The sequence below is a fragment of the Limnospira fusiformis SAG 85.79 genome, assembly GCF_012516315.1.
Lineage (GTDB): Bacteria > Cyanobacteriota > Cyanobacteriia > Cyanobacteriales > Microcoleaceae > Limnospira > Limnospira fusiformis.
Genome location: NZ_CP051185.1, coordinates 4,881,373 through 4,906,354, shown reverse-complemented (window position 1 = coordinate 4,906,354; position 24,982 = coordinate 4,881,373). Strand labels below are relative to the sequence as shown.

Annotated in this window: 23 protein-coding genes, 2 tRNA genes, 2 rRNA genes and 1 pseudogene; 23 read left to right on the top strand and 5 right to left on the bottom strand. The window is 46.6% G+C overall.

Annotated features, from left to right (window positions below; translation table 11 throughout):
* Positions 1-212: 212 nt before the first annotated feature.
* A complete protein-coding gene (locus tag HFV01_RS23120) occupies positions 213-431 on the bottom strand; it encodes a hypothetical protein (protein WP_193521343.1) in 219 nt (72 codons plus the stop codon).
* Between the two features lie 284 nt (positions 432-715).
* Here HFV01_RS23120 and HFV01_RS31810 point away from each other — a divergent pair, with 284 nt between their 5' ends.
* The 3 genes from HFV01_RS31810 to HFV01_RS31800 all read left to right on the top strand — a co-directional run bounded on the left by HFV01_RS31810 (position 716) and on the right by HFV01_RS31800 (position 2,557).
* Positions 716-940 (top strand): reverse transcriptase N-terminal domain-containing protein, encoded by a 225-nt coding sequence (locus HFV01_RS31810; protein WP_006667866.1) that lies wholly within the window; start codon positions 716-718, stop codon positions 938-940.
* Between the two features lie 21 nt (positions 941-961).
* Positions 962-1,681, top strand: a complete 720-nt coding sequence (locus HFV01_RS31805) for a reverse transcriptase domain-containing protein (protein WP_006621555.1) — start codon at positions 962-964, stop codon at positions 1,679-1,681.
* 237 nt (positions 1,682-1,918) lie between these two features.
* Positions 1,919-2,557 (top strand): group II intron maturase-specific domain-containing protein, encoded by a 639-nt coding sequence (locus HFV01_RS31800; RefSeq protein ID WP_006667865.1) that lies wholly within the window; start codon positions 1,919-1,921, stop codon positions 2,555-2,557.
* 879 nt (positions 2,558-3,436) lie between these two features.
* Here the strand turns inward: HFV01_RS31800 and HFV01_RS31150 are convergent.
* Entirely contained in the window at positions 3,437-3,559 is a 123-nt protein-coding gene (locus tag HFV01_RS31150; protein WP_006621553.1) for a hypothetical protein, read from the bottom strand.
* Positions 3,560-3,619: 60 nt separating this feature from the next.
* Between HFV01_RS31150 and HFV01_RS23105 the strand changes: the two genes are divergently transcribed.
* From HFV01_RS23105 to HFV01_RS23095, 4 genes are all read left to right on the top strand, one after another.
* Complete coding sequence (locus HFV01_RS23105) at positions 3,620-3,949, top strand: thioredoxin family protein (protein ID WP_006621552.1); 330 nt, start codon at positions 3,620-3,622, stop codon at positions 3,947-3,949.
* A 48-nt stretch (positions 3,950-3,997) separates the two neighbouring features.
* Positions 3,998-5,197, top strand: coding sequence for an LL-diaminopimelate aminotransferase (locus HFV01_RS23100; protein WP_193520417.1), 1,200 nt, complete (start codon positions 3,998-4,000; stop codon positions 5,195-5,197).
* A gap of 491 nt (positions 5,198-5,688) precedes the next feature.
* Complete coding sequence (locus tag HFV01_RS31145) at positions 5,689-6,021, top strand: hypothetical protein (protein ID WP_318285893.1); 333 nt, start codon at positions 5,689-5,691, stop codon at positions 6,019-6,021.
* Positions 5,975-6,580: an NF038130 family PEP-CTERM protein gene (locus tag HFV01_RS23095; RefSeq protein ID WP_318286301.1), complete on the top strand. Its 606-nt coding sequence runs from the start codon at positions 5,975-5,977 to the stop codon at positions 6,578-6,580. The genes HFV01_RS31145 and HFV01_RS23095 overlap by 47 nt, the downstream gene beginning before the upstream one ends.
* Before the next feature lie 290 nt (positions 6,581-6,870).
* Here the strand turns inward: HFV01_RS23095 and HFV01_RS23090 are convergent, their stop codons facing one another.
* Positions 6,871-7,092, bottom strand: a complete 222-nt coding sequence (locus HFV01_RS23090) for a hypothetical protein (RefSeq protein WP_193520192.1) — start codon at positions 7,090-7,092, stop codon at positions 6,871-6,873.
* 574 nt (positions 7,093-7,666) lie between these two features.
* Here HFV01_RS23090 and HFV01_RS23085 point away from each other — a divergent pair.
* The 9 genes and pseudogenes from HFV01_RS23085 to HFV01_RS23045 all read left to right on the top strand — a co-directional run.
* A pseudogene (locus tag HFV01_RS23085) lies at positions 7,667-8,062 on the top strand (zinc ribbon domain-containing protein); the annotation flags it as partial.
* 557 nt (positions 8,063-8,619) lie between these two features.
* Positions 8,620-10,108: ribosomal RNA gene (locus tag HFV01_RS23080) — 16S ribosomal RNA — on the top strand.
* Between the two features lie 114 nt (positions 10,109-10,222).
* Positions 10,223-10,296: transfer RNA gene (locus HFV01_RS23075), tRNA-Ile, on the top strand.
* A gap of 15 nt (positions 10,297-10,311) precedes the next feature.
* Positions 10,312-10,384 (top strand) — tRNA-Ala (locus HFV01_RS23070).
* Between the two features lie 199 nt (positions 10,385-10,583).
* Positions 10,584-13,467: ribosomal RNA gene (locus HFV01_RS23065) — 23S ribosomal RNA — on the top strand.
* Together the 16S and 23S rRNA genes with 2 tRNA genes alongside form the textbook arrangement of a ribosomal RNA operon.
* 125 nt (positions 13,468-13,592) lie before the next feature.
* Positions 13,593-14,144 (top strand): RDD family protein, encoded by a 552-nt coding sequence (locus HFV01_RS23060; RefSeq protein ID WP_006670825.1) that lies wholly within the window; start codon positions 13,593-13,595, stop codon positions 14,142-14,144.
* A gap of 37 nt (positions 14,145-14,181) precedes the next feature.
* Complete coding sequence (rpmG, locus tag HFV01_RS23055; RefSeq protein ID WP_006616669.1) at positions 14,182-14,370, top strand: 50S ribosomal protein L33; 189 nt, start codon at positions 14,182-14,184, stop codon at positions 14,368-14,370.
* A 79-nt stretch (positions 14,371-14,449) separates the two neighbouring features.
* Positions 14,450-14,665 (top strand): 30S ribosomal protein S18, encoded by a 216-nt coding sequence (rpsR, locus tag HFV01_RS23050; protein ID WP_006616668.1) that lies wholly within the window; start codon positions 14,450-14,452, stop codon positions 14,663-14,665.
* 8 nt (positions 14,666-14,673) lie between these two features.
* Positions 14,674-16,692, top strand: coding sequence for a ribonuclease catalytic domain-containing protein (locus HFV01_RS23045; protein WP_006621546.1), 2,019 nt, complete (start codon positions 14,674-14,676; stop codon positions 16,690-16,692).
* Between the two features lie 63 nt (positions 16,693-16,755).
* On the opposite strand, the gene HFV01_RS23040 is transcribed toward HFV01_RS23045, so the two are convergent.
* Positions 16,756-17,682 carry a metal ABC transporter solute-binding protein, Zn/Mn family gene (locus HFV01_RS23040; protein WP_006670824.1) on the bottom strand — a complete coding sequence of 309 codons (927 nt, stop codon included), beginning with the start codon at positions 17,680-17,682 and terminating at the stop codon, positions 16,756-16,758.
* A gap of 106 nt (positions 17,683-17,788) precedes the next feature.
* On the opposite strand from HFV01_RS23040, the gene HFV01_RS23035 reads away from it, so the two are divergent.
* Positions 17,789-18,574 carry a metal ABC transporter ATP-binding protein gene (locus HFV01_RS23035; RefSeq protein WP_006621544.1) on the top strand — a complete coding sequence of 262 codons (786 nt, stop codon included), beginning with the start codon at positions 17,789-17,791 and terminating at the stop codon, positions 18,572-18,574.
* Positions 18,575-18,674: 100 nt separating this feature from the next.
* Positions 18,675-19,571 carry a metal ABC transporter permease gene (locus HFV01_RS23030; RefSeq protein ID WP_006621543.1) on the top strand — a complete coding sequence of 299 codons (897 nt, stop codon included), beginning with the start codon at positions 18,675-18,677 and terminating at the stop codon, positions 19,569-19,571.
* Here HFV01_RS23030 and HFV01_RS23025 read toward each other — a convergent pair.
* On the bottom strand, positions 19,561-20,178 hold the full coding sequence (locus HFV01_RS23025) for a GNAT family N-acetyltransferase (protein WP_006621542.1): 618 nt from the start codon (positions 20,176-20,178) through the stop codon (positions 19,561-19,563). The two genes, HFV01_RS23030 and HFV01_RS23025, sit on opposite strands and share 11 nt — an antisense overlap.
* Before the next feature lie 271 nt (positions 20,179-20,449).
* On the opposite strand from HFV01_RS23025, the gene HFV01_RS23020 reads away from it, so the two are divergent.
* The 5 genes from HFV01_RS23020 (at position 20,450) to HFV01_RS23000 (ending at position 24,971) form a co-directional block, all read left to right on the top strand.
* Entirely contained in the window at positions 20,450-21,877 is a 1,428-nt protein-coding gene (locus HFV01_RS23020) for an NAD(P)/FAD-dependent oxidoreductase (protein WP_006621541.1), read from the top strand.
* A gap of 149 nt (positions 21,878-22,026) precedes the next feature.
* Positions 22,027-23,292, top strand: coding sequence for an NAD(P)/FAD-dependent oxidoreductase (locus HFV01_RS23015; RefSeq protein ID WP_006621540.1), 1,266 nt, complete (start codon positions 22,027-22,029; stop codon positions 23,290-23,292).
* Between the two features lie 29 nt (positions 23,293-23,321).
* Positions 23,322-23,723 carry a DUF1667 domain-containing protein gene (locus HFV01_RS23010; protein WP_006621539.1) on the top strand — a complete coding sequence of 134 codons (402 nt, stop codon included), beginning with the start codon at positions 23,322-23,324 and terminating at the stop codon, positions 23,721-23,723.
* Positions 23,724-23,951: 228 nt separating this feature from the next.
* Entirely contained in the window at positions 23,952-24,323 is a 372-nt protein-coding gene (locus HFV01_RS23005) for a response regulator (RefSeq protein WP_006670822.1), read from the top strand.
* 12 nt (positions 24,324-24,335) lie between these two features.
* Positions 24,336-24,971, top strand: a complete 636-nt coding sequence (locus HFV01_RS23000) for a chemotaxis protein CheC (RefSeq protein ID WP_006621537.1) — start codon at positions 24,336-24,338, stop codon at positions 24,969-24,971.
* The last annotated feature ends 11 nt before the right edge of the window (positions 24,972-24,982 follow it).

The window sequence follows — 24,982 nt, the reverse complement described above, 5'->3', positions numbered from 1 at the left end:
CATACGTAGTCTTTAAAGTGCGAAACGTTCAGGCATGAAATAGGGTTGCAATACCCGAAATAACCGCCTGGTGGGGATTTTAACCCCTCGGTTGAATATATGGAGCGTACTCCTGACCATCCCCATAACTGTTTATATGTCCCAACGCTTTGTATAGAAATATACAAAACAAAGGCAGGGAACTCAAGGTCAAAATGCAAAAATCGGAAATCTTAAAATTCCTTAACAATTGCGTTGAGAGTAACGGCGATAGCCACCCCCAGTTTTAGGATACACAACCCTGGGACTGAAGCGGGGAACGGAAGGCGTGAAGTAGAACCTACTACCAAAGGCGACCACTGCCAACCATCCATGACTAAGGAAATCTGAATGTTCCGACTTGAACCATCGTCACTAGTAAGCAGCGAAATAGGTTGATACGCTGCGCTCAAAAGAGTAAGGGGAAAAGTAGGGATTTATTAAACCTACCTACACAGACCTTTAAAAGTACCCCGGTGGAGAGGACAAGTCTAAAGATGGAATGCCCATATAAACGGAACGTTGTAACCCCTTCCAGGCTCTGATTATCTGGTCGAGGTAATCAGAAGTGATGAGTGTAAGCGCAAGCCTGTTAGGGGATGAGATGTGACCAGAAGCCAATGCCCGACCGTAATGGTAGGGATATGCAGACGGGTCACGGTTTGATTGCCAAGAATAGAGCCAAGTAGGAGCATATATGGCGCAAGCGAGTTTAAAGAAAGGATTTGGTCAACCCAAACCAATCAAGACTACGAAAAACGCATGGAAAGCAATTCCGTGGGCGAAAGTTCAGCGAAAAGTTTTCAAACTCCAAAAGAGGATATTTCAAGCAGCTAAATCGGGACAGGACGCGAAGGCACGAAGGTTCCAACGTCTATTGGTGAAATCATACTATGCTCGGCTTTTAGCAGTGCGGCTGTAGGGGCGGGTTCCACGGTCAGCCATGCTTCCCAACAGTCAGCTTAATAAACCCGCCCTCCAAGATAATCAAGGCAAGAAAACGGCTGGAGTTGATGGAGTAAGAGCAATCTCTCCAAAACAAAGGTTTGAACTCGTCGAGAACATTAAGGGAAACATCAAAGCAAAAGCACTTAGGAGAGTATGGATTCCAAAACCTGGAAGGGATGAAAAACGCCCACTAGGTATTCCTACAATCCAAGATAGAGCAAGGCAAGCTTTGGTCAAGTCGGCACTTGAACCCGAATGGGAGTCAAGATTTGAAGGCACTAGCTACGGGTTCCGTCCTGGACGATCCGCCCATGATGCAATAGCACGAATTTACTCAAGTATCAACAAGGGTAAATACTTCGTGTTAGACGCAGACATAGCGAAATGTTTTGACCGAATAAACCATGATTACCTAATGTCCAAAATTCATTGTTCAAGCAGCCTAAAACGAGATATTAAACAATGGCTCAAAGCAGGCGTTTTGGATAACGGTGTATTTGAGGATACAGAAGCAGGGACACCCCAAGGAGGGGTAATAAGCCCACTCCTAGACAACATCGCACTGTTGGGAATGGTTAGGCTAATTGAAACAATGTATCCTAAGAAAGAAGGTAAGGCTGTCAAAGCCTGCCTAATAAGATATGCCGATGATTTCATAGTAATATCACCATCACTAGAAATCATTGAACAGTGCAAAACTGCAATTTCCGAATAGCTAAAACCTGTAGGATTAGAGATTAAACCTGGAAAGACTCGAATCTGTCATACACTCAATTCCATTGAGTATAATGGCAAAACTGAAGAACCAGGGTTGGATTTTCTCGGATTCAATATCAGGCAATACCCAGCAGGAAAATATAAATCTGGAAAAATAGGTGGGACAACAAACCGATTAATCGGTCATAAAACTCACATCAAACCCAGTAACAAAGCAGTCAAAGCCCACACAGAAATGATAAAAGGTGTAATTAAACAACATAAAACAGCACCTCAATCAGCCCTGATTAGTAAACTAAACCCGATTATTCGTGGATGGTCAAATTACTACTCAGGGGTCGTCTCAATGGAGACTTTCAGTAAGCTAGACAATATAATCTGGCAAATGTTGCGGGCATGGACAATCTCAAGATGCGGAAAGGCAAGCTATGAAAAGCTAGGAAACTACTTCCATAAAGGAACGGTTAAACTTAGCCATGGGAAAGAAAGACAGGAATCCTGGTTATTCAAGACTAAGGACGGACTTCAACTATGGAAACATAATTGGACACAGATTGTTAGACACACCCTAATACGCCCTGACGCAACACTATATGACGGAAATTGGACTTACTGGGCAACCAGGAAAGGACAAGCAATCGACACGCCAAATAGAGTAGCAAAGCTACTCAAAAAGCAAAAAGGCAGGTGTTCTTGGTGTGGGCAATATTTTGCACCATCGGATTTAGTTGAAGTAGACCACATTATACCTCGAAACCACGGTGGAAAGGACGAATATAAAAACCTTCAGCTATTACACCGCCACTGTCATGATGATAAAACGGCATTTGACAACGCCAACGCTGTATCCTTAACAATGGAACAATCAGACTAGGAGCCGTGTGAAGGGAAACTTTCATGCACGGTTCTGAATGGGAGGGGATGAAGGTGACTTCACTCTCGACCCCTAATCTCGCTTTCGCCGTAGGACTCCTACTTACCGCAGTCTCTATATCCACACCGTGACTAGTGGGCATATCCTAACCATTACAGTTAGGCATTAGCTTTCAGTCACATCCTTTCCCCTTAAAGGTATACGCTTACACTTTTGACTACTCAATAGACACAACACTACTGAGAGCCTAAAAGGGGTTTAAACGTTCCGTTTATACGGGCATTCCATCTTTAGACTTGTCCTATCCACCGGGTTACTTAAAAAGGTCTGTGTAGGTAGCGTGCTCAGACTCCTACTTTTCTCCTTACTCTTTTGAGTGCAGCGTATCAACTTATTTCGCTACTTACTATTGACGATGGTTCAAGTCGGAACATTCAGATTTCCTTAGTCATGGATGGTTGGCAGTGGTCGAGTGAGAGGTAGGTTCCCCTATTACGCCTTCCGTTCCCCGCTTCAACCCTAGGAGTGTGAATCCTCAAATTGGGGGTGGCTATCGCCGTTACTCTATCCCATAATCGCCCCAAGTGGGTTTAATACTCCTCCTAGGTATACTTGGACGGTATATTGCGATTTCTTAAAATGGGATTGACCTTGAGTTCCCTGCCTTGCTTAGATTTCTCCAAGCGTTGGGACATATAAACAGTTATGGGATGGTCAGGGTACGAGTCCCTTATATTTCACCAAGGGGTGAAAGTCCCACTAGGAAGTTATTTCAGGCATTGCAGCCCTATTTCACTCCTAAACGTTTCGCACAGACAAAATAGTATAACATAAAAAGCCGTCCTACAAGGCTTGTTGAGCAAAACCGAAGCGACCGGGCTAGTGACCCAGGATCTTTGGTAAATCACCCTCCGCCGACTCTCCCACCCTTCTGTCCCCCTCAAAAGTTAAATTTTGTTGCATTTTGGCGATCGCACCCCCATTCAGGACTGCCCTCGTCACAATTTTGCACTATGGTAATCTAATTAGTGATCAGGAAGTGGTACTAGCCGAGCAGATTTAATGAGTAGCAACGTCATTGTCATTCAAGATTCCCAATTTGAAACCGAAGTCCTGGGTAATACTGGACAGCCGACTTTAGCCTACTTCTGGGCTCCCTGGTGTGGTCCTTGTCGTCTGGTTTCCCCCTCCGTCCAAGCCGTAGCAAATACTTACAGCGATCGCCTAAAAGTAGTTAAACTAGAAGTTGACCTCAACCCCCAAGCAGTTAAACTCTGTCAAGTGGAAGGGGTCCCAGCCTTGAGGCTATTTATGGGCGGAGAAATTATCGCCTCCCTAGAGGGAGCAATTACCAAAAACAAGCTAATTGAGTGGATTGACCCTCACCTGTAGAATCTGTAAATCTCTTATTGAGTCCCGTTTGCGTCGGAGTTGAATGCTATGCAATTTTCTAAGCGACTAGAACCTCTACGGTCTAATGTATTTGCTGATATGGATCGAGCCAAAGCCAAAGCATTGGCCGCCGGACAAGATCTCATTGACTTGTCTTTGGGTTCTTCCGATGTACCTGTGGCTAATCACATTATCGATCGCATTCGGGACTCCCTCGACGATACTACAACCCACGGTTACGCCTTATTCCGCAATACTAAGGATTTTCGAGATACCGCCGCTCACTGGTACACTCAAAAGTATGGCGTACCCGTTGACCCGGAAACCGAAGTTCTGCAACTCATAGGCTGTCAGGAAGGGACAGGACATCTACCCTTAGCTATTCTGGACCCCGGAGATTTTGCCCTCTTGCAAGATCCAGGCTATCCTTCCCACGCTGGGGGAGTATATATAGCCGGGGGGCAAATTTATCCGATGACTATGTTAGCCGAAAATGGCTTTCTGCCCAAGTTTGAGGAAATTCCCGAAGCCGTATTGGCTCAAGCCAAAATGATGGTCTTGAGTTATCCCCATAACCCCACAACGGCGATCGCTCCCTTATCATTTTTTCAGGAAGCCGTAGCCTTTTGTCAAAAAAATGATCTCGTCCTCGTTCATGATTTCCCCTACGGGGATTTTGTCTTCCCAGAAGGCAATGCCCTCAATAATGATGCCATTGCCCCCTCGATCTTGCAAGCAGACCCCCAGAAAACCGTCTCCATAGAGTTTTTTACCTTTTCCAAGTCCTATAATATGGGAGGCTTCCGTATCGGTTTCGCCGTCGGAAATCCTCAGTTGATTCTCGCTCTGCGACAGGTCAAGGCCGCGATCGACTTTAATCAGTATCGTGGTATTCTTAATGGAGCGATCGCTGCCTTAACCGGCTCCCAGGAATTAATTAGCCACACCGTTGATACCTTCCGAGAAAGGCGCGATGTCTTTGTTAAAGCCCTCCATGACATCGGTTGGGATGTACCTACCCCCATAGCCACCCTCTACATTTGGGCAAAACTCCCCCAACCCTGGAGTCAAGATTCTATCCGCTTCTGCGCCCAATTAGTCCAACAAACCGGAGTCGCCGTATCTCCCGGCGTTGGCTTTGGTAAATCCGGCGAAGGATATGTCCGCTTTGCTCTCGTCCATCCCCCAGAAGTCTTAAAAGTCGCCGTAGACAGGATTGCCCAATTCTTGCAGTCCCACCAGCCCTAAGCCAGCTAATACCTAACTTGCCACAACTCATTATAGGAGCCGGTTCTCGACAATTCCCAGCACTGGTCTGGGTTTCATCGAGTCCGGCTCCCTTAAATATACGGATCAATCTCTTAAACATCACCCCCAAAACCCTGTAATTTTCCGTATAAATACGGAGTATTTTTAACCATCATCAGACCCATCTTAGACCACATCAAATTTGGCAATAACTTTATATAAAATCACGATAACTTTACAGAACCTTTATAGACTTTTCCGAGACCGTCAACTATAATAAACACAGAGTCAAAAAACAGCAGACCTTAAATTTATGTCTATATTAAAGACTCTGCGCCCTAACTTAAAAGCGCAAAACCGATGAAAAAAGCGGTGTCATCTACGAAAAACTAATCATAATTAAAGACAATCCCTTTTCCGGTAAAGCTGATTACAGCTTCCCCAAAAGGACTAACTCAACCCTCAACCATTCACTTTAGGAGACTTCAATCATGGCTGGACTTATCAACAAATTCTTAGTTAGTGCCTCCCTTGCCGCAGGTATGACCGCAATGGTCGCCGCTCCTGTCTTAGCCCAAAACTTCAGAATCGAAGGTGACGACTATATCCTCTACGATGCCCGAGACACTACTGGTGACGGTGTAGTTGACCAAACCTATGCCAACCCTTCTGCAAACATCGACGACATTTTGCGGAGGCTAGACGGAACCCCCGGCGGTAACATTGAATTGTTCTCCAGCAGTCACATTAATGATCAAAGTATGAACGGGTGGAGGTATAACTCATCTTTACTATGGTGGTGCAAGGACCAGCCTGATTGGTGAAGTTAACGGCCAAACCCTGACTATCAGTAGCCTCAACGCCTTCGATTGGTTCACAACTGCTGATGGTGGCTTCACGAACCAATATGGCTCTGACAACTTAGCTAACCGCTGGTTTGGTGAGTTATTGGACAACTACCAACCTGATTTAGGAAGAATCGGTAGAAGAAATGCCTTTAATGCGTTTTTCGGTATGTATGGCTTTGAACGCGCCAGCGACCCCAACATCTCCTACATTGAAAGCGATCGAAACGGCATTGAAATCGGTTTAGCCGGACATATGGACTTAGGTAATGTCTACGGAGACTGGTTTGCAGGTTGGCAGGCTAGTGAAGTTCTCAGGTATGAATATGACGGAGTAGTTGATTATCTGTGGAGTTTCAGTGCTACTGCTACTGGACTAACTGAGTACACTGATGGAACTTCCCACAACGGTCTTTACAAAGTCTTCATTCCTACAGGTGACGTGCCTTCTGTTCCTGAACCTTCCACTATGTTAGGTCTGATGGCTGTTGGCGGTTTGTTTGCAGCCTCTTCCCGCAAGTCTCGGAAAAATAGCTAATTAGCTTCCTGTTAGCTACAACTAGCATCCATATCATTTTAAACACTAGCCCGGTGGTAGAGAGCTTAATTTAATCGCAGATTAGTTGAACCAATTAGGGCGATGCGCTACAAGACCAAGTATGGGTGCGAGACGTTTAGGAGTGAAATAGGGATGCAATGCCCGAAATAGCCTCCTAGTGGGACTTCCACCCCTTTGTGGAATATAAGGGATTCACATCCCTGACCATCCCATAACTGTTTATATGTCCCGACGCTTGGAGAAATCTGAGCAAGGCAGGGGACTCAAGGTCATAAACAAACTGAGAAATCAGGGAGTAGAGAGTAAAGGCGATAGCCACCCCCAGTTTCAGGATACACAACCTTGGGATTGAAGCGGGGAACGGAAGGCGTGAAGTAGAACCTACTACCAAATGCGACCACTGCCAACCATCCATGACTAGGGAAACCGAATGTCTGGCTTGAACCATCGTCATTATTGAGTAGCGTAATAGGTTGCCACGCTGCGCTCAAAAGAGCAAGGGGAAAAGTAGGGTTTTCCATACAACACCTACACAGACCTTTTTAAGTACCCCGGTGGAAAGGACAAGTCTAAAGATGGAATGCCCATATAAACGGAACGTTTAAACCCCTTTTTTTAGGCTCTCGGCAGGTACATCTTGTTGAGTAGTGAAAGTGTAATCGTATGCCTTTAAGGGGAAGGGATGTGACTGAAAGCCAATGCCTAATTGTAATGGTTAGGATATGCCCACTAGTCACGGTGTAGATATAGTTACTGCAATCAACAGGAGTTTAACGGCGAAAGCGAGTTTAAACACTACGATGTTGTATTTAGCTCCAAAAGTTGAAGTACAAAAGCAGGGGTTGGTAACCCTGTTCCCGTTGCCAAGGGGTATCTACATCAGGAGCCGTGTGATGCGAAAGTATCAAGCACGGTTTTGAATGGGAGTGGGGGAAGGCGACTTCCCTCTCGACCCCTACCTGCGAGACCTTCGGGTATGAAATAGAGCTGAAATGGGCGTGGGGACTACCCGGTGAGGACTTCAACCCCTTGGTTGATTGGGTCGCATCCCTGACCATCCCATAACACAGCCGGATTTTTGGGCCCACCTTCGAGACTTCCAATATGGTTGCCAAGGTGAAGCGTCTAATCAGGTCTAAGACTGCCCGCGCCATGCTGACATGGGCGCATTATCGATTCAAACTAACCCTGAGACATCAAGGGGAAATAACTGGAACCACAGTTGTAGATGTGACGGAAGAATACACCAGCAAAACCTGTACTCACTGTGGTCATGTGCATTCCCAGCTAGGTGGCTCAAAAGTGTTCCGATGTCCTGAGTGTGGGTTCACTCTACCCAGGGACTGGAACGGTGCTTTTGGAATCTTTCTAAAAGCTTTGCGGGATACCGCCTCTGTTACCTTAACGGGTAATAGTGCTATCGTCGCATTGTCAGGCAATAGCCGGATAAATGTCGCGTAAATGTATCAGTTGACTTGAATCAGAGTCTTTTTCTCTACCACTTGGGCTTTTAACTTGTCCGTATCCTGGGGAGTGCCATCTTCTGGGCCTGTTGCCACCTCTATATATAAGTCACCCGTCCCATAATATGGCCCCTTATCATGTGGTCCTTACATTCGAGACTATCAGACAACCTAGCCCCACGTCCCCGCGTCCTTAGTTATCCGCTCCGTCACCTTCAACTCTCCCAGATTTCCAAAAAACTTTTTTAGGTAAAACCCTTGTGCAGTGGGGTTTTTGGGGTGTCACTGAAAAAAAGTCAAAATTTTTTTGAAAAAAGGGTTGACAAACCTAGTTAGGTAATATACATTGGTAAATGCGCTCGAAGGGGAGGCAACGAACCGGAACGCGCCCGAACCTAGAAAAACTAATAGTTTGAAAGCTTAATGACCACCCCAGGTCAATGAATTTATCGGCTACTACTCAGGTTTACCTGAGAGTTAGCCACAGTATAAGCCAGGAGTTCAGAAAAAGCAAGCTGAACTCGTGAAATCCAAAAAATCGGTCTTAGTGCCGACAACACGGAGAGTTTGATCCTGGCTCAGGATGAACGCTGGCGGTCTGCTTAACACATGCAAGTCGAACGGGCTCTTCGGAGCTAGTGGCGGACGGGTGAGTAACACGTGAGAATCTGGCTCCCGGTCGGGGACAACAGAGGGAAACTTCTGCTAATCCCGGATGAGCCGAAAGGTAAAAGATTTATCGCCGGGAGATGAGCTCGCGTCTGATTAGCTAGTTGGTGAGGTAAAGGCTCACCAAGGCGACGATCAGTAGCTGGTCTGAGAGGATGATCAGCCACACTGGGACTGAGACACGGCCCAGACTCCTACGGGAGGCAGCAGTGGGGAATTTTCCGCAATGGGCGCAAGCCTGACGGAGCAAGACCGCGTGGGGGAGGAAGGCTCTTGGGTTGTAAACCCCTTTTCTCAAGGAAGAACACAATGACGGTACTTGAGGAATAAGCCTCGGCTAACTCCGTGCCAGCAGCCGCGGTAATACGGAGGAGGCAAGCGTTATCCGGAATGATTGGGCGTAAAGCGTCCGTAGGTGGCTGTTCAAGTCTGCTGTCAAAGACAGTGGCTTAACTACTGAAAGGCAGTGGAAACTGAACAGCTAGAGTACGGTAGGGGCAGAGGGAATTCCCGGTGTAGCGGTGAAATGCGTAGATATCGGGAAGAACACCGGTGGCGAAAGCGCTCTGCTGGGCCGTAACTGACACTGAGGGACGAAAGCTAGGGGAGCGAATGGGATTAGATACCCCAGTAGTCCTAGCCGTAAACGATGGAAACTAGGTGTAGCCTGTATCGACCCGGGCTGTGCCGAAGCTAACGCGTTAAGTTTCCCGCCTGGGGAGTACGCACGCAAGTGTGAAACTCAAAGGAATTGACGGGGGCCCGCACAAGCGGTGGAGTATGTGGTTTAATTCGATGCAACGCGAAGAACCTTACCAGGGCTTGACATGTCCGGAATCTTGGTGAAAGCCGAGAGTGCCTTCGGGAGCCGGAACACAGGTGGTGCATGGCTGTCGTCAGCTCGTGTCGTGAGATGTTGGGTTAAGTCCCGCAACGAGCGCAACCCTCGTCCTTAGTTGCCATCATTCAGTTGGGCACTTTAGGGAGACTGCCGGTGACAAACCGGAGGAAGGTGGGGATGACGTCAAGTCATCATGCCCCTTACGTCCTGGGCTACACACGTACTACAATGGGGGGGACAAAGGGTAGCCAAGACGCGAGTCTGAGCCAATCCCGTAAACCTCTCCTCAGTTCAGATTGCAGGCTGCAACTCGCCTGCATGAAGGAGGAATCGCTAGTAATCGCAGGTCAGCATACTGCGGTGAATCCGTTCCCGGGCCTTGTACACACCGCCCGTCACACCATGGAAGTTAGCCACGCCCGAAGTCGTTACTCTAACCGTTCGCGGAGGAGGATGCCGAAGGCAGGGCTGATGACTGGGGTGAAGTCGTAACAAGGTAGCCGTACCGGAAGGTGTGGCTGGATCACCTCCTTTTTAGGGAGACCTACTTCAGGACATCGTGCGATGATAATAATAGCCGAGTCTTGAGGTCATCCTTAGGTCGGATGGGGCGGTCAGAGAGCTTTCAAACTTTAGGGTTCGTGTTATGGGCTATTAGCTCAGGTGGTTAGAGCGCACCCCTGATAAGGGTGAGGTCCCTGGTTCAAGTCCAGGATGGCCCACATCCACCCCAAACTGGGGGTATAGCTCAGTTGGTAGAGCGCTGCCTTTGCACGGCAGAAGTCAGCGGTTCGAGTCCGCTTACCTCCACTCTCCTAGAATTAGGTGCTAGTTGGGGTGAGGTAGTCTTGAATTGAGAAATTGAGAGTTGGTGACTGTACAGCTCCTAAGTCTGTAGATGTTAATCTAGGACTAGATAGCTGGACATAAGTTCCAGTCAGAACCTTGAAAACTGCATAGAGAAAAGCATAATGGTGTAGGAAAACGTCGTAAAGACAATTCCAATGTAGGTCAAGCTACAAAGGGCTAACGGTGGATTCCTAGGCACACAGAGGCGATGAAGGACGTGGCGACCCACGAAAGGCTTCGGGGAGCTGGAAGCAAAGCTTTGAGCCGAAGATGTCCGAATGGGGCAACCCAGAAACAGCTCGCTGAATCCATAGGCGAGTATGAGCGAACCCGGTGAACTGAAACATCTTAGTAGCCGGAGGAAGAGAAAGCAATAGCGATTTCCCAAGTAGTGGTGAGCGAACGGGAAACAGCCTAAACCAATGGGATTTCCCGTTGGGGTTGTGGGACAGTCATCAGAGACCGCCGAGGCTAGACGAAGCAGTTGAATACTGCACCAGAGAAGGTGAAAGTCCTGTAGTCGAAAGCCAAAACGGCTCGACTGTATCCCGAGTAGCACGGAGCCCGTGAAATTCCGTGTGAATCTGCCTCGACCACGAGGTAAGGCTAAATACTCCTGTGTGACCGATAGAGAACCAGTACCGTGAGGGAAAGGTGAAAAGAACCCCGGGAGGGGAGTGAAATAGAACCTGAAACCGTTAGCCTACAAGCAGTGGGAGGACGATTAAACGTCTGACCGCGTGCCTGTTGAAGCATGAGCCGGCGAGTTACAAGTTATGGCAGGTTAAGACCGAATAGGTTGCAGCCCAAGCGAAAGCGAGTCTGAATAGGGCGTTACGTCATAATTTGTAGACCCGAACCCGGGTGATCTAACCATGTCCAGGATGAAGCTTGGGTAAAACCAAGTGGAGGTCCGAACCGACCGATGTTGAAAAATCGGCGGATGAGGTGTGGTTAGGGGTGAAATGCCAATCGAACCCGGAGCTAGCTGGTTCTCCCCGAAATGCGTTGAGGCGCAGCGGTTGAGGTTTAAACCTGGGGGTAAAGCACTGTTTCGGTGCGGGCTGCGAGAGCGGTACCAAATCGAGACAAACTCTGAATACCAGGGGAACACTCAACCAGTGAGACGGTGGGGGATAAGCTTCATCGTCAAGAGGGAAACAGCCCAGACCACCAGCTAAGGTCCCCAAATCACTACTAAGTGATAAAGGAGGTGGGAGTGCCCAGACAACCAGGAGGTTTGCCTAGAAGCAGCCATCCTTAAAAGAGTGCGTAATAGCTCACTGGTCAAGCGCTCCTGCGCCGAAAATGAACGGGGCTAAGTAGTGTACCGAAGCTGTGGAATAGGCAACTATTGGTAGGGGAGCGTTCTGTAGTAGTGTGAAGCACTAGCGGCAAGCAGGTGTGGACGAATCAGAAGTGAGAATGTCGGCTTAAGTAGCGAAAATGTGGGTGAGAATCCCACACCCCGAAACCCTAAGGGTTCCTCCGGACGGCTCGTCCGCGGAGGGTTAGTCAGGACCTAAGGCGAGGCTGAAAAGCGTAGTCGATGGACAACGGGTTAACATTCCCGTACCGTTTGCAGTTGATGAAGGGGGACGAAGTAGGTGTTCGTCATCCGGATGTTGGTTACCGGTGCAAGTGTTCGAGGTGTTGAGGTCTGGTGAAAACAGACTGAGCTGAGGCACGAGTCCGACCCGCTACGGCGGGGAAGTGATAGTCATCAGGCTTCCTAGAAAAGCCCTATACATCTTAAACTGTAAATGCCTGTACCCGAAACCGACACAGGTGGGGTGGTTGAGAATACTAAGGGGCGCGAGGTAACTCTCTCTAAGGAACTCGGCAAAATGGCTCCGTAACTTCGGGAGAAGGAGTGCCTGCCGAAAGGTAGGTGGCACTGAAGAGGCCCAGGCGACTGTTTACCAAAAACACAGGTCTCCGCTAAGTCGCAAGACGATGTATGGGGGCTGACGCCTGCCCAGTGCCGGAAGGTTAAGGAAGTCGGTTAGGAGTAATCTGAAGCTGATGACCGAAGCCCCGGTGAACGGCGGCCGTAACTATAACGGTCCTAAGGTAGCGAAATTCCTTGTCGGGTAAGTTCCGACCCGCACGAAAGGCGTAACGATCTGGGCGCTGTCTCGGAGAGAGACTCGGCGAAATAGAATTGTCTGTGAAGATACGGACTACCTGCACCCGGACAGAAAGACCCTATGAAGCTTTACTGTAGCCTGGAATTGGGTTCGGGCTTCGCTTGCGCAGGATAGGTGGGAGGCTGTGAAGAATTCCTTGTGGGGGATTCTGAGCCATCGGTGAGATACCACTCTGGCGAAGCTAGAATTCTAACCTTTTCCCGTTATCCGGGAAAGAGACAGTTTCAGGGGGGCAGTTTGACTGGGGCGGTCGCCTCCTAAATGGTAACGGAGGCGCGCAAGGGTTCCCTCAGGCTGGTTGGAAATCAGCCGTAGAGTGCAAAGGCATAAGGGAGCTTGACTGCAAGACCTACAAGTCGAGCAGGGACGAAAGTCGGCCTTAGTGATCCGACGGTGCTGCGTGGAAAGGCCGTCGCTCAACGGATAAAAGTTACTCTAGGGATAACAGGCTGATCTCCCCCAAGAGTTCACATCGACGGGGAGGTTTGGCACCTCGATGTCGGCTCATCGCAACCTGGGGCGGTAGTACGTCCCAAGGGTTGGGCTGTTCGCCCATTAAAGCGGTACGTGAGCTGGGTTCAGAACGTCGTGAGACAGTTCGGTCCATATCCGGTGCAGGCGTAAGAGCATTGAGAGGAGCCTTCCCTAGTACGAGAGGACCGGGAAGGACGCACCGCTGGTGTACCTGTTATCGTGCCAACGGTATACGCAGGGTAGCCATGTGCGGAGCGGATAACCGCTGAAAGCATCTAAGTGGGAAGCCCACCTCAAGATGAGTGCTCTCACTGGGTTAGCCAGGTAAGGTCACGGGAAGATTACCCGTTAATAGATGTCAGGTGGAAGTCCAGTAATGGATGTAGCCGAGGCACACTAACAGACCGAGGGCTTGACCTCTTTTACACTCGCTTTTTCTCTATGCAGCCTTTAGGGTTTGGTTTCTACACTACAATTTAATATGATGACTCTGCCTCTTTCTTGATTTGATTGAGGCTTTGTCTTTTGATAATCTGGTATTCACCATGAGTTCTGAAAGGTCTGAGTTATCTGAGTTAGTAGCCCCTGCTTTTCCAAGGGTTCCAACTTGGTGTCGGGCGATCGCATTAGGGATTGACGCATTTCTAGTGTTGTTGATTACTGGTTTATTAGGGCTTAGTGGCTTAGTCGGATTTTTGGTATTTATGCTGCTTTGGATAGCCTCACGGGTGTTTGTCGTTTATCGAAACTACGGACAGAGCTTGGGGCGCTGGGCTTTGAATATGAGGGTAATTGATACACGATTCCACCGAACACCGCAATTGCTAGAATTATCTAAGCGCGAGGGGGTCCTAGGGTTTTTTGTATTCTTGGCCCTAAATGGATTAGGCAGTCTGGCTTCAGGCCATGCCGGAGTTGTGTTATTATTAGTTCCCCTGATCGCTGATGGTGGAACTGTGCTTTTTGATATGGCTCAATACCCGCAAACTTTTCACGATCGCCTGGGCGAAACCATCGTTATTGGTGTTCAGCGAGGCTATTCTCTGGATATTAGAGTCAAAAATTGGATTGACAAAATGCAGCAATACCTGAAATAATAGATGATTGTGCTTTATTAAGAAATCTTTTAGGATTATGGCTAAAGGTGTTCGCATTGTAATCACGCTGGAATGCACTGAGTGTCGCACCAATACCGATAAGCGTTCTAAGGGTGTGTCACGGTATACAACGACCAAAAACCGTCGGAATACAACTGGCAGAATGGAACTCAAGAAATTCTGCACCCACTGTAACAAACATACGGTTCACAAAGAAATCAAATAGTGCTTTCAGATGACTGGTGGGAGAGTAGTCATCCCCATCGACATAGAATCATCCATTAAACTAACAGGAGTCAAAGCCCATGAGCTATTTCCGTCGCCAAGTTTCGCCCATTGATCCCAAAACCCCCATTGATTATAAAAACATCGAGTTGTTGAAAAAGTTTATGACCGAACGGGGCAAAATTCTACCCCGCCGCATTACCGGTTTAACCTGTAAACAACAACGAGACCTGACAAAAGCGATCAAACGGGCTAGAATTTTAGCCATGCTGCCCTTTGTCAATAAAGAAGGCTGATTGAATTGGTGGAAAAGGGAACCTTAGTTGAATTCCGTCATCATGGGGAGCGCCGTCTCGCTGTGGTAGATCGCCCTGAAGGAAAAAAGCACTGGATCTTAGTTGATGACCAGGGAAATTCCCATACCGTTCATCCCAGACAAATTACCTATGAGGTAGGGGGAACGACTTATCGTCCTGCTGATATTCCCTCTTTTTATGAAGAAATACAACCCTATCTAGATCCAGCTAGTTTAGAGATAGCCTGGGAGATTTTGATTGAAGAGGGGGAAACAGTAGACCCCAAAGGAATGGCATTGTTGCTATTTTCGGAGGAAACTCCAGCCCAGTGTTATGCCAGCCACCTGTTGCTATGCAATGATAAACTCTACTTTAAACAGAAGGGCGATCGCTATGAACCTCGCCCTCCCAACCAGGTAGCAGAAATCAAACATCAACAGGAAGTTGAACAGCAACGGGAACAGGAAACCCAACTGTTTTGGCAGCGAGTTGAACAATGTCTAGCGGGAGAGGTGGTAGAATGGCGGGGGAGCGATCGCACTCGCCTTGATGCTTTAGAACGTTTTGCTCTTTATGGGGAGGAAGCATCCCATACCGGACCCGCCTTAGAAACCCTAAGCAGTCTTAATCGCCCTCAAACTCCCAGTGCCTCTTTTCAATTGTTGGTAGACTTGGGGATATGGAGTCTGCATGAGAATCTTTCCCTATGGCGCAGTCAGATCCCAACCCAGTTTCCCGCAAAGGTGCTAGACGTGGCTCAATATTATTTGCAATCTCCCCAACCTGACCCGGATCAAGGTCATCGGTTCGATTTAACTCATCTGAAGGTCTACACCATTGACGACGAAAGCACCCGCGAAATTGATGATGGAGTTAGCCTAGAATTCCTGGAAGACGGAACCCAAAAAATTTGGATTCACATTGCTGACCCTACTCGTCTAATTACACCGGGAGATGAACTAGACCTAGAAGCGCGGCGCAGGACGACCAGCGTTTACCTACCGACGGGGATGATTCCCATGTTCCCCCCAGAACTAGCCACGGGGCCGATGAGTTTGGTACAGGGTAAAATTTGCTGTGCCTTGAGCTTCGGGGTAGTGCTGAATGAGGATGGCAGCCTGAAGGATTATAGCATTCATACGAGCATCATCAAACCTACCTACCGCCTCACCTATGATGACGTGGATGAGATGCTGCACTTGGGTATTAAGGCTGAACCAGAAATCGAGATTTTAGGACAGTTAGCCAAACGTCGCCAACAATGGCGTTCCTCCCAAGGGGCTATTAGTATTTATATGCCAGAATCGATGATCAAGGTGGAGGGGGATGAGGTCATTGTTAAACTCCTTGATGATTCTCTGTCTCGCCAAATGGTGGCAGAAATGATGATTTTGACTGGGGAGGTAGCGGCTCGCTATGGTCAAGAGCATAATTTAGCATTACCCTATCGCAGCCAGCCTCAACCGGAACTACCCCCAGAAGAGGAGCTGCTGCAACTACCAGCCGGAGCGGTCAGAGCCTGTGCATTGCGTCGTTATATGCCTCGCAGTGAGGTTAGCTTAACTCCAGCTCGCCATGCAAGTTTAGCCCTGGAAACTTATACGCAGGTGACTTCCCCCATTAGGCGTTATAGCGATCTCTTGGCTCACTTCCAGATTAAGGCTCATTTGCGGGGAGATGATCCACCTTTTTCGGTGGAACAAATGCAGGAAATGGTGATGAGTCTCGGTCCGGCGGTGAAAGAAGCCTCGAAGGTGGAACGGGAGACTAACCGCTATTGGAGTTTGGAATATTTGCGTCGTCAAACTGATGAGGTCTGGGAAGCTATTTTGCTGCGGTGGTTGCGCGAGGATAGTAATTTAGGTTTGGTCATGCTGGAGGAATTAGGGTTAGAGTTACCAATGCGCTTTAACCGTGATATAGAACTTGGCGATCGCTTTGAGGTCAAAGTGACCCATTCTGACCCACGCCAAGACGTGATTCAATTCCAGGAAATTATTAGCCCAGCCACGGAACCAGCGGTTTAGGAGAATAGCGACCAGCAGCAGGCGGAGACGGGTTAGAAACCTGCCCCTACCTGCCCTAATAAATTAGTTGTCGCCGAGGGCTTCTACGATCGCCCTAGTATTGGCTTGCATCATCCTAACATAACTATCCCCTTCGGAACCAGGTGCGCCAATAGAATCTGAATATAATTCTTGGGGGGCTAATTCCACCCCGGCTTCTTCCGCAACCGCCCTAATTAATTGGGGATTAAGTGTAGTTTCTGCAAAAATAGCAGGGATTCCTAGGCGGCGGATTTCCTCTGCTAAATTCCGCACAGTTTGGGCGCTAGGTTGTTCTTCGGTGCTGATACCTATTAAGGTTCCGGGTACAGTTAAACCATAGGCGGCGGCGTAATATTGAAAAGCATCATGGGTGGTGACCAGATAACGGCGATCGCTAGGAATTGTGGCAATTTGTTCACCAATCCAAATATGGAGTTTTTCCAACTCCTCAATAAGCTGTTCCGCATTATCCATAAATATCTGCCGATCATCTGGGGATAGTGCTATTAATTCATCCCGAATTACCTCAACCATGACGATCGCATTTTCCACATTTCCCCACACATGGGGATCCGGTTCTACCTCTCCATTTTCTTCAATAGTTAAGGGAGTGATAAACTCAGCAACTGCCACTCTTATGGCCCTTTCTCCCACCGCTTCAATTAACCTAATTAAACCTGGTTCCAAATTATGACCATTATACAGAATTAGGTCAGCGTTTTCTAAGGCTATACTATCCTGGGGGACAGGTTCATAAATATGAGGATCTACCCCCGGCTGTAAAAGACTGGTATGTTGAATTTGGTCAGAGGCGATCGCTTCAGTTAAATCGGCAATAATAGTGGTAGTAGATACCACTTTCGGCATTTCATCCCCAGTAGAAACCACCGACGGCGACTGACAACCCCCCAGCAACAACCCACACAATAACCCAACTACACCTAACCCCTTAGCCATTGGTCTAGCCATTTGTACTTAGTCCTTTTCATTTTGTTTTCATAAATTATTTCATATTTCTTTCATTTTTGTGCTATTCTTGACATAACTTGAAATAAAGCGATCGCAAATCATAGTTATGGATACTCTCAAAATTGCCCACAACTCCTTTATTAAGCAGGTTTCAGCCGATATGAGTATTATCATCAGTAACCTGGGGGTACAGTACCGAGGGATTGAAGCACTGCGGGACATTAATCTACAGGTGAACCCAGGACGGCTAACCGGAATTATTGGACCCAATGGTGCGGGTAAGAGTACCTTGTTAAAAGCTATTTTGGGGCTGATTCCTGCCACAGGAAGCCCTGCCATTTTCGGTGAACGTCCCCTGAGTCAACAACGCCACCGCGTCGCCTACGTCCCCCAGCGATCGCAGATAGACTGGACCTATCCCGCCACAGTTTGGGATGTAGTAATGATGGGAAGAGTCCGCCAAACTGGTTGGTTTAGAGGCTTTTCGGGAGTCAGTCGTCGCTTGGCTACCCAAGCCTTACAGCGGGTAGGAATGGAAAGCTATAGTGCGCGTCCTATTGGTCAACTTTCAGGAGGTCAACAGCAACGGGTTTTCTTAGCTAGATCTTTAGCGCAACAGGCGGAAGTTTTCTGCTTTGATGAACCCTTTGCGGGTATTGATCAAAAAACTGAAAATGTGATTTTTAGTATTTTCAGGGAGTTAGCAGCTTCCGGCAAAATTGTGTTAGTAGTTAATCACGACTTAGGTAAATCCATTACCAATTTTGATGACTTAATTCTGCTAAACAAAGAACTAATCGCCGCCGGAACTAGGGAAGCTGTCTTAACTCAGGAAAATCTTGATCATGCTTATGGTGGTAGGGTCATGTTTTTCTCAGACAATGCAGCTTAATGGCGTTGGAGAATTATCTATTGAGGATAAACCCGGTTTTTTGCCCTGTATATCCATCCACAAAAATCCAGGTTCTGAAGATATAAGAGACAGTATCAACATGATAGTTTGGGAAATATTAATAGAACCTTTGCAATATGGTTTCATGCAGCGATCGCTCACTATTGCTATATTGGTGGGGTTAATTTGTGCCGTGGTTGGTAGTTATTTAATGGTGCAGCGGCTGGCTTTATTAGGGGATGCCATCAGCCATTCCGTTTTACCTGGATTAGCGATCGCCTTTATTTTAGGGTTTAATATTTTTGTAGGTGCGTTTATCGCTGGGGTATTCAGTACAGTATTAATCGAAATAATCCGCACCCACTCCAAAATCAAAGAAGACGCAGCCATGGGGATTGTTTTTTCCGGCTTTTTTGCTTTGGGGATTACTCTAATTACCATCATTCAAAAAGACAATAAAATCGACTTAAATCATTTTCTCTTTGGCAATATCTTGGGAGTTACAGCCTCCGATGTCCGGGATACAATGATTATTGCTGCTATTGTCTTATTGGTCGTCTTCCTCATTTATAAAGAATTATTGTTCTATACCTTTGACCCCCAGGGCGCGGAGGCGGCTGGCTTACCTGTGAACCTGTTAAATTTAGGGTTAATGATGTTAATTTCCTTAACTATTGTCGCCAGTCTCAAAGCCGTAGGAGTCATCTTAGTTTTATCCTTATTAATTACACCATCAGCCACCGCTTATTTATTGGTTAATCGTTTGCATAATGTGATGATTTTAGGGGTGTTAATTGGCGTGGGTTCTAGCATGAGTGGAATGTATCTGAGTTATTTCTATAACTTGCCTTCCGGTCCAGCCATTGTCTTGGTGGCTTCTGGTTTATTCCTAATGGCGTTTTTATTTAGCCCTAGTGAAGGACTGCTAACCCACCCGGTTAAGATATCCAAAGAACCGCCACTTTTAAAGGAAATCAAAAATTTAATTAATCGTTAGGTAATTTCACTAAAATTAAACGGCTATCCTGGATTAATTCATTTTTAAAATGATAATACTCAACACTTTGGCTAATTGGTATCATTTTAAACCCCAACTTTTGATAAAACTCAGGTAAATAAGCATATTCAGGGTTGGCTGTAGTTCTCAAGATATAACCAATGTGATCTGATAAATGACCAAATAAGGTTTTAAACAGTCCTGTGGCGATACCTTGCTGACGGTAATTAATGGCTACACCTAAATCAGCGACATAGTATAATTTATCAATGCTGAGTCCGGTTTGCTGAGTGAATAAATCAGAATTTAGATGAACTTTTTGGTTATTCATATATCCCCAAGTCTCAAAAAATTCTAACTCTCCTATATTGGCGGTTTCAGCTAAGGGGAGTGCCGCAATAAATCCCATGGGGTTTGAGTCAGAATAAGCCAAGTATAAAACCCCGGATTCAATATATTTTTGAAAGTAAAAATTGACTTTTTCTGGGGTTACTTTTTCGTTAAAAGGGGGAGCAGAAAAACACTCATGGACAGTAGTATAAAGACCTTTAGCCATGGCTGATTTAAGTTCATTCCCAGAGTTAATTTGTGTAAAATTAATGCTCATTCAACTTGTCCATTGATGAATTTTGCCGGATTAATTATACCATAGTTGAATAATGGCGCTTAAAAATACTTAACCTAAATACGGATGACAAATCATCAATTTGTCCTTACACTGAAGATAGAGGATTCAGTTTACAGATCCATGCGATCGCGGCTGTAGCAGCCAGAAACTGATGTCCACCGCTTAACCAGATTGAGCAGTTTGATTGACTAACAATTTCAATTGATTAAACACTGTATGACCGACAAGCAAACACTTACAGGATAGGATCATGTTGTATGATGCAATCATTATCGGTGGTGGTGTAACCGGATGCACCATTGCGCGAGAATTGATGCGGTATGCGATTCGAGTTGCGCTAATTGAATCAGAAGCAGAAGTGGGTTTCGGAACCAGCAAAGCCAACAGCGGTATTATTCACGGTGGACATCACAGTTCCCCTAATACGCTGAAAGGTAGGCTAGAATGGGAAGGAAACCAAATGTGGGATACCATCTGCGAAGAATTAGGGTTTGGTTTTAAACGCATTGGAGAACTTACTGTCGCTTTCGCAGAAGACCAAATACCCACACTAGAAAAATTGCAAAAACAGGGGGAAGCTAAAGGAGTTCCTGGCTTAGAAATTTGGCAACGGGAACGCCTGCGAAAAGAAGAACCTCACCTAACATCAGAGGCGATCGCTGCTTTATATGCGCCGACAACTGGGGTGGTTAATCCCTACGAGGCTTGTTTTGCTCTAATTGAAAATGCCTGTATAAACGGCTTAAATCTCTTTACCAATTGTAAAGTTACAGCCATTAATCAAACCCCTGATCATCACTGGGTAATCCATACCCCCAGAGGGGAATTTAATACTCGTTTTGTGATTAATGCGGCTGGACTATATGCAGATGCGATCGCTGAATTTGCGGGAGTGCGTACCTTTACCATCAAACCCCGTAAAGGAGAGGAATATCTCCTCGATAAGCGATTAATTGGACTGGTCAAACGAGTAATTTTTCCCTGTCCTACTCCCGTTTCTAAAGGTATCTTAGTCATCCCCACCTATGACGGGACTTTAATGGTGGGTCCTACCGCCGAAATGGTGGACGATAAGACCGATTTAACCACCTCCCACGAAGGGGGAAAAAAAGTTTTTGATGCAGTTACCCAAACCGTCCCAGGAATTAGTCCTAGGGACTGTATAGCTGAATTTGCGGGACTCCGCGCGGTAGTAGACGGAGAAGATTTTATCATCGGGACTACGGCGAAACCTGGCTTTATTAACGTGGCGGGAATTCAATCACCAGGACTAACCGCAGCACCAGCGATCGCCACTATGGTTAGGGATATTTTACACGAAGAAGGCTTATCCTTAGCCCCCAAAGATAGCTTTATTCCCTCAATTACTAAACCCATTCATTTCGCCTCTCTTTCTACAGAAGCACAAATTGCACTGGTCAACCAAAACCCTAGCTATGGTCGAATTATCTGTCGGTGTGAGTTAATTTCCGAGGGTGAAATTCTGGATGCGATCAGCCGAGGCGCAAAAACATTAGATGGCATTAAATTCCGCACCCGCGCGGGAATGGGTCGCTGTCAGGGGGGATTTTGTACAGGACGCTGTATGCAACTTTTATCCCAGGAATATAACATTCCCATGACCGAAATTACCAAACGTGGCGGCGATACCTGGGTAGTGCGTGAACAGCATTCATAAATACCCACTAATTAACACTGATTACAACCCATAGCTTATTGTGCCTAAAAATGGCGGGTTAATGTCGGTTACTTACTACCGACAAAAATTGACTATATAACCCGCCCCAAATTTAGTCTGTGTTTGTTGTTAGCCATTGAAAAATTATCATGATTACCGAGAGTATTAAGCACCTAAATAGCAACTATGATGTAGTAGTTGTTGGCGGCGGACCCGCTGGGATAGCGGCGGCGTTAGGCGCGAAAGAGTCTGGCGCTGAACGAATTTTAATTGTCGATCGCGAAAAGGAAGCGGGAGGCATTTTATTGCAATGTATTCACCCCGGTTTTGGACTCCAACACTTTAAAGAAGAATTGACCGGACCTGAATATGCTCAACGTTTTTTAGAACAAGCGATCGCCCAGGATATAGACATTATAGCAGATGCCTATATCTTAGATATAGATGGCGATCGGCGAGTTAAATTAATGTCTGGAAACCACGGAATGCACGTCATTTCCGCCAAAGCCACCGTCTTAGCCATGGGTGCGAGAGAAAGGACTCGTGGCGCTATTCGCACCCCCGGAACCCGCTGTTCAGGAGTCTTAACCGCCGGGTTAGCCCAAAGATTTGTAAATTTACTAGGATTTCTACCTGGAAATAAAGCCGTAATTCTGGGTTCTGGGGATATCGGATTAATTATGGCGAGACGGCTAACCTTGGAAGGGGTAGAAGTGGCGGGAGTATTTGAAATCATGCCCCACGCCAACGGATTAAACCGGAACATTGTGCAATGTTTACAGGACTTTAATATCCCCCTATATCTATCTACCACAGTAGTAGAAATTCATGGACGCGATCGCATTGAAGGAGTCACCGTCGCGCCAGTTAATGAACATCTACAACCCCTCGCCGACCAAAGCTGGTATGTTCCCTGCGACACCCTGTTATTATCGATTGGATTAATTCCCGAAAACGAACTATCTCGTCAATTACAACTGCGAATTGATCCGGTTACCAGTGGTCCAGTGGTTAGCAGCACCATGGAAACTTCTATGAATGGAGTTTTTGCTTGTGGTAATGTCGTCCACATTCATGATCTAGTTGATTTTGTCAGCCAAGAAGCCATTTTAGCTGGTCGAAATGCGGGATTATATGTAACTAAAAATCGCCCACCTACCGATAATATCCGTTTAATTCCTGGTGAAAATGTCGCCTATTGTGTACCTCAAACCATTTCGAGCGATCGGGATCATACCGTTTATATGCGAGTGCGTCGTCCTCTCAAGGAAAGCATTTTAAAACTTGGGGATATATACGAGAAAAAACTCCGGTATGTATTCCCCGCCGAAATGGTCAACCTGAAAGTCAAACCCCGGTTTTTGCAGAACTTCCACGGAGAGGCTTTAACAATTGATATCCTCCCCCTTGAGTAAATCCAGCAAATTTTGAGGAGAAATAAGCCATGACTAAAACCACAGAAACCACCTCAGAAACCACCATTTCTCATTATCTATGTATTGGTTGTCCTTTGGGATGTCGCCTAGAAGTTGAGGAAGATAATGGCTACATCGTCGAAGTGCGAGGCTTCACCTGTAAGCGAGGCGAAGAATATGCCAAACAGGAACACACCGAACCCCGTCGCATGGTGACAACTACAGTGCGAGTTAATAATGGTATTTGGGCAAAATTACCCGTAAAAACTACCGCAGCCATACCGAAAGAAAAAGTGATAGAATTATGTCAGCAATTGCGGCAAGTGAATGTTACCGCCCCGATTCATATCGGCGATACCATCTTATCTAATGTTCTTGATTTAGGTGTCGATGTGGTGGCATCACGAGATATGCCTACTGCTCCCAATTGATGGTCAAAATCGACTAAAATTGATTTATACAAGGTGTTTCGGCACCTTGTATAAGTTCTCGTATCATCTATTTTAGCAGATCACCTAGTAGTTAACTAGATTGTTAAAATTTGTACAAAAATTTTAGAAAACCCATAGTTTCCTGTTACTATATATGTTGTAGGAGACTAAATATAGATCCTGTTTATACTCCACCGTAATCAACCGCAGGGCTTGGGAGACTTGGCAATGGCTAAAATTTTAATCGTTGATGATTCTAGTCTCTCCCGTAGGATTATGCGTGGTATCTTAGAAACAGATAAACACGAAGTCATTGAAGCTACAGGGGGACTAGCTGCGCTGGAACGCTACTTTATCGATAAACCAGACCTGGTTTTAATTGATCTGGCTATGCCAGATATGCAGGGGACAGAAGTTTTAGAAAAACTCATGGCAATGGATAACACAGCTAGGGTTATTATTGCCAGTGCTGATGCTCAGGAAATGACTCGCGCTGCAGTTCAAGCCGCTGGGGCTGTGGGCTACATTACCAAGCCTTTTATGGCTCAAAGTGTTCTCGACCAGGTAAATCAAGCTCTCATTACTATATCACAGTCCTAGGGAGGTGCTGCGATGATCCTGACCGAAAAGCAAAAAGATGCTCTAACTGAGTTAATTAATATTGGTTTTGCTCGCACTGCCAATTCTTTATCACAGCTAACGGGTCATCGCATTTTGCTTGATGTTCCTCAAGTTTCTATTCATCCTATTGAAGAATTAGCGGCTAAACTGGCGAGTTTTGTTAATGGTGAAATTGCCACAGTACAGCAGATTTTCACCGGGCCAGTGTCGGGAAATGCTCTATTATTATTAAACTATGAAGGGGCGGTAATGTTGTCCCGTTTAGTGTCCCCAGAGGGTAGCCCATCAAGCGATCGCCTTGACGTTCCCGCCGGAGAAGTGCTAACAGAAATTGGCAATATCCTACTTAACTCCTGTTTAAGTGTATTCGGAAATTTACTAGAAATTCAGATTTCCTTTTCGGTACCGCGCCTTTACCTAGAAGCCCTAGATGGACTGATTCATTCTCTGATTATTGGCAAGGAAGAAGTCCGCTATGCCATGGTAATGTATACCTCCTTTAAAATGCGTGAAGACTCCGTAAACGGCTATCTAGTGCTGGTATTGGGTGTAGTTTCCTTAGAGAAATTATTGGAGTTGATAGACAGTTGGGCAGATGAGGCTGTAGCGCCATCTCTGACTCGGTAATCCACCAATTA

Excerpts from the sequence above, each read along its gene's own strand:
- HFV01_RS23040 (WP_006670824.1), bottom strand. The coding sequence starts at position 17,682 with ATGGCTAGACCAATGGCTAAGGGGTTAGGTGTAGTTGGGTTATTGTGT.
- HFV01_RS23000 (WP_006621537.1), top strand. The coding sequence starts at position 24,336 with ATGATCCTGACCGAAAAGCAAAAAGATGCTCTAACTGAGTTAATTAAT.
- rpmG (WP_006616669.1), top strand. The coding sequence starts at position 14,182 with ATGGCTAAAGGTGTTCGCATTGTAATCACGCTGGAATGCACTGAGTGT.
- HFV01_RS31810 (WP_006667866.1), top strand. The coding sequence starts at position 716 with ATGGCGCAAGCGAGTTTAAAGAAAGGATTTGGTCAACCCAAACCAATC.
- HFV01_RS31805 (WP_006621555.1), top strand. The coding sequence starts at position 962 with ATGCTTCCCAACAGTCAGCTTAATAAACCCGCCCTCCAAGATAATCAA.
- HFV01_RS23035 (WP_006621544.1), top strand. The coding sequence starts at position 17,789 with ATGGATACTCTCAAAATTGCCCACAACTCCTTTATTAAGCAGGTTTCA.
- HFV01_RS23010 (WP_006621539.1), top strand. The coding sequence starts at position 23,322 with ATGACTAAAACCACAGAAACCACCTCAGAAACCACCATTTCTCATTAT.
- HFV01_RS23105 (WP_006621552.1), top strand. The coding sequence starts at position 3,620 with ATGAGTAGCAACGTCATTGTCATTCAAGATTCCCAATTTGAAACCGAA.
- HFV01_RS23015 (WP_006621540.1), top strand. The coding sequence starts at position 22,027 with ATGATTACCGAGAGTATTAAGCACCTAAATAGCAACTATGATGTAGTA.
- HFV01_RS23030 (WP_006621543.1), top strand. The coding sequence starts at position 18,675 with ATGATAGTTTGGGAAATATTAATAGAACCTTTGCAATATGGTTTCATG.
- HFV01_RS31145 (WP_318285893.1), top strand. The coding sequence starts at position 5,689 with ATGGCTGGACTTATCAACAAATTCTTAGTTAGTGCCTCCCTTGCCGCA.
- HFV01_RS23005 (WP_006670822.1), top strand. The coding sequence starts at position 23,952 with ATGGCTAAAATTTTAATCGTTGATGATTCTAGTCTCTCCCGTAGGATT.
- HFV01_RS23020 (WP_006621541.1), top strand. The coding sequence starts at position 20,450 with ATGTTGTATGATGCAATCATTATCGGTGGTGGTGTAACCGGATGCACC.
- HFV01_RS23100 (WP_193520417.1), top strand. The coding sequence starts at position 3,998 with ATGCAATTTTCTAAGCGACTAGAACCTCTACGGTCTAATGTATTTGCT.
- rpsR (WP_006616668.1), top strand. The coding sequence starts at position 14,450 with ATGAGCTATTTCCGTCGCCAAGTTTCGCCCATTGATCCCAAAACCCCC.
- HFV01_RS23060 (WP_006670825.1), top strand. The coding sequence starts at position 13,593 with ATGAGTTCTGAAAGGTCTGAGTTATCTGAGTTAGTAGCCCCTGCTTTT.
- HFV01_RS23025 (WP_006621542.1), bottom strand. The coding sequence starts at position 20,178 with ATGAGCATTAATTTTACACAAATTAACTCTGGGAATGAACTTAAATCA.
- HFV01_RS31800 (WP_006667865.1), top strand. The coding sequence starts at position 1,919 with ATGATAAAAGGTGTAATTAAACAACATAAAACAGCACCTCAATCAGCC.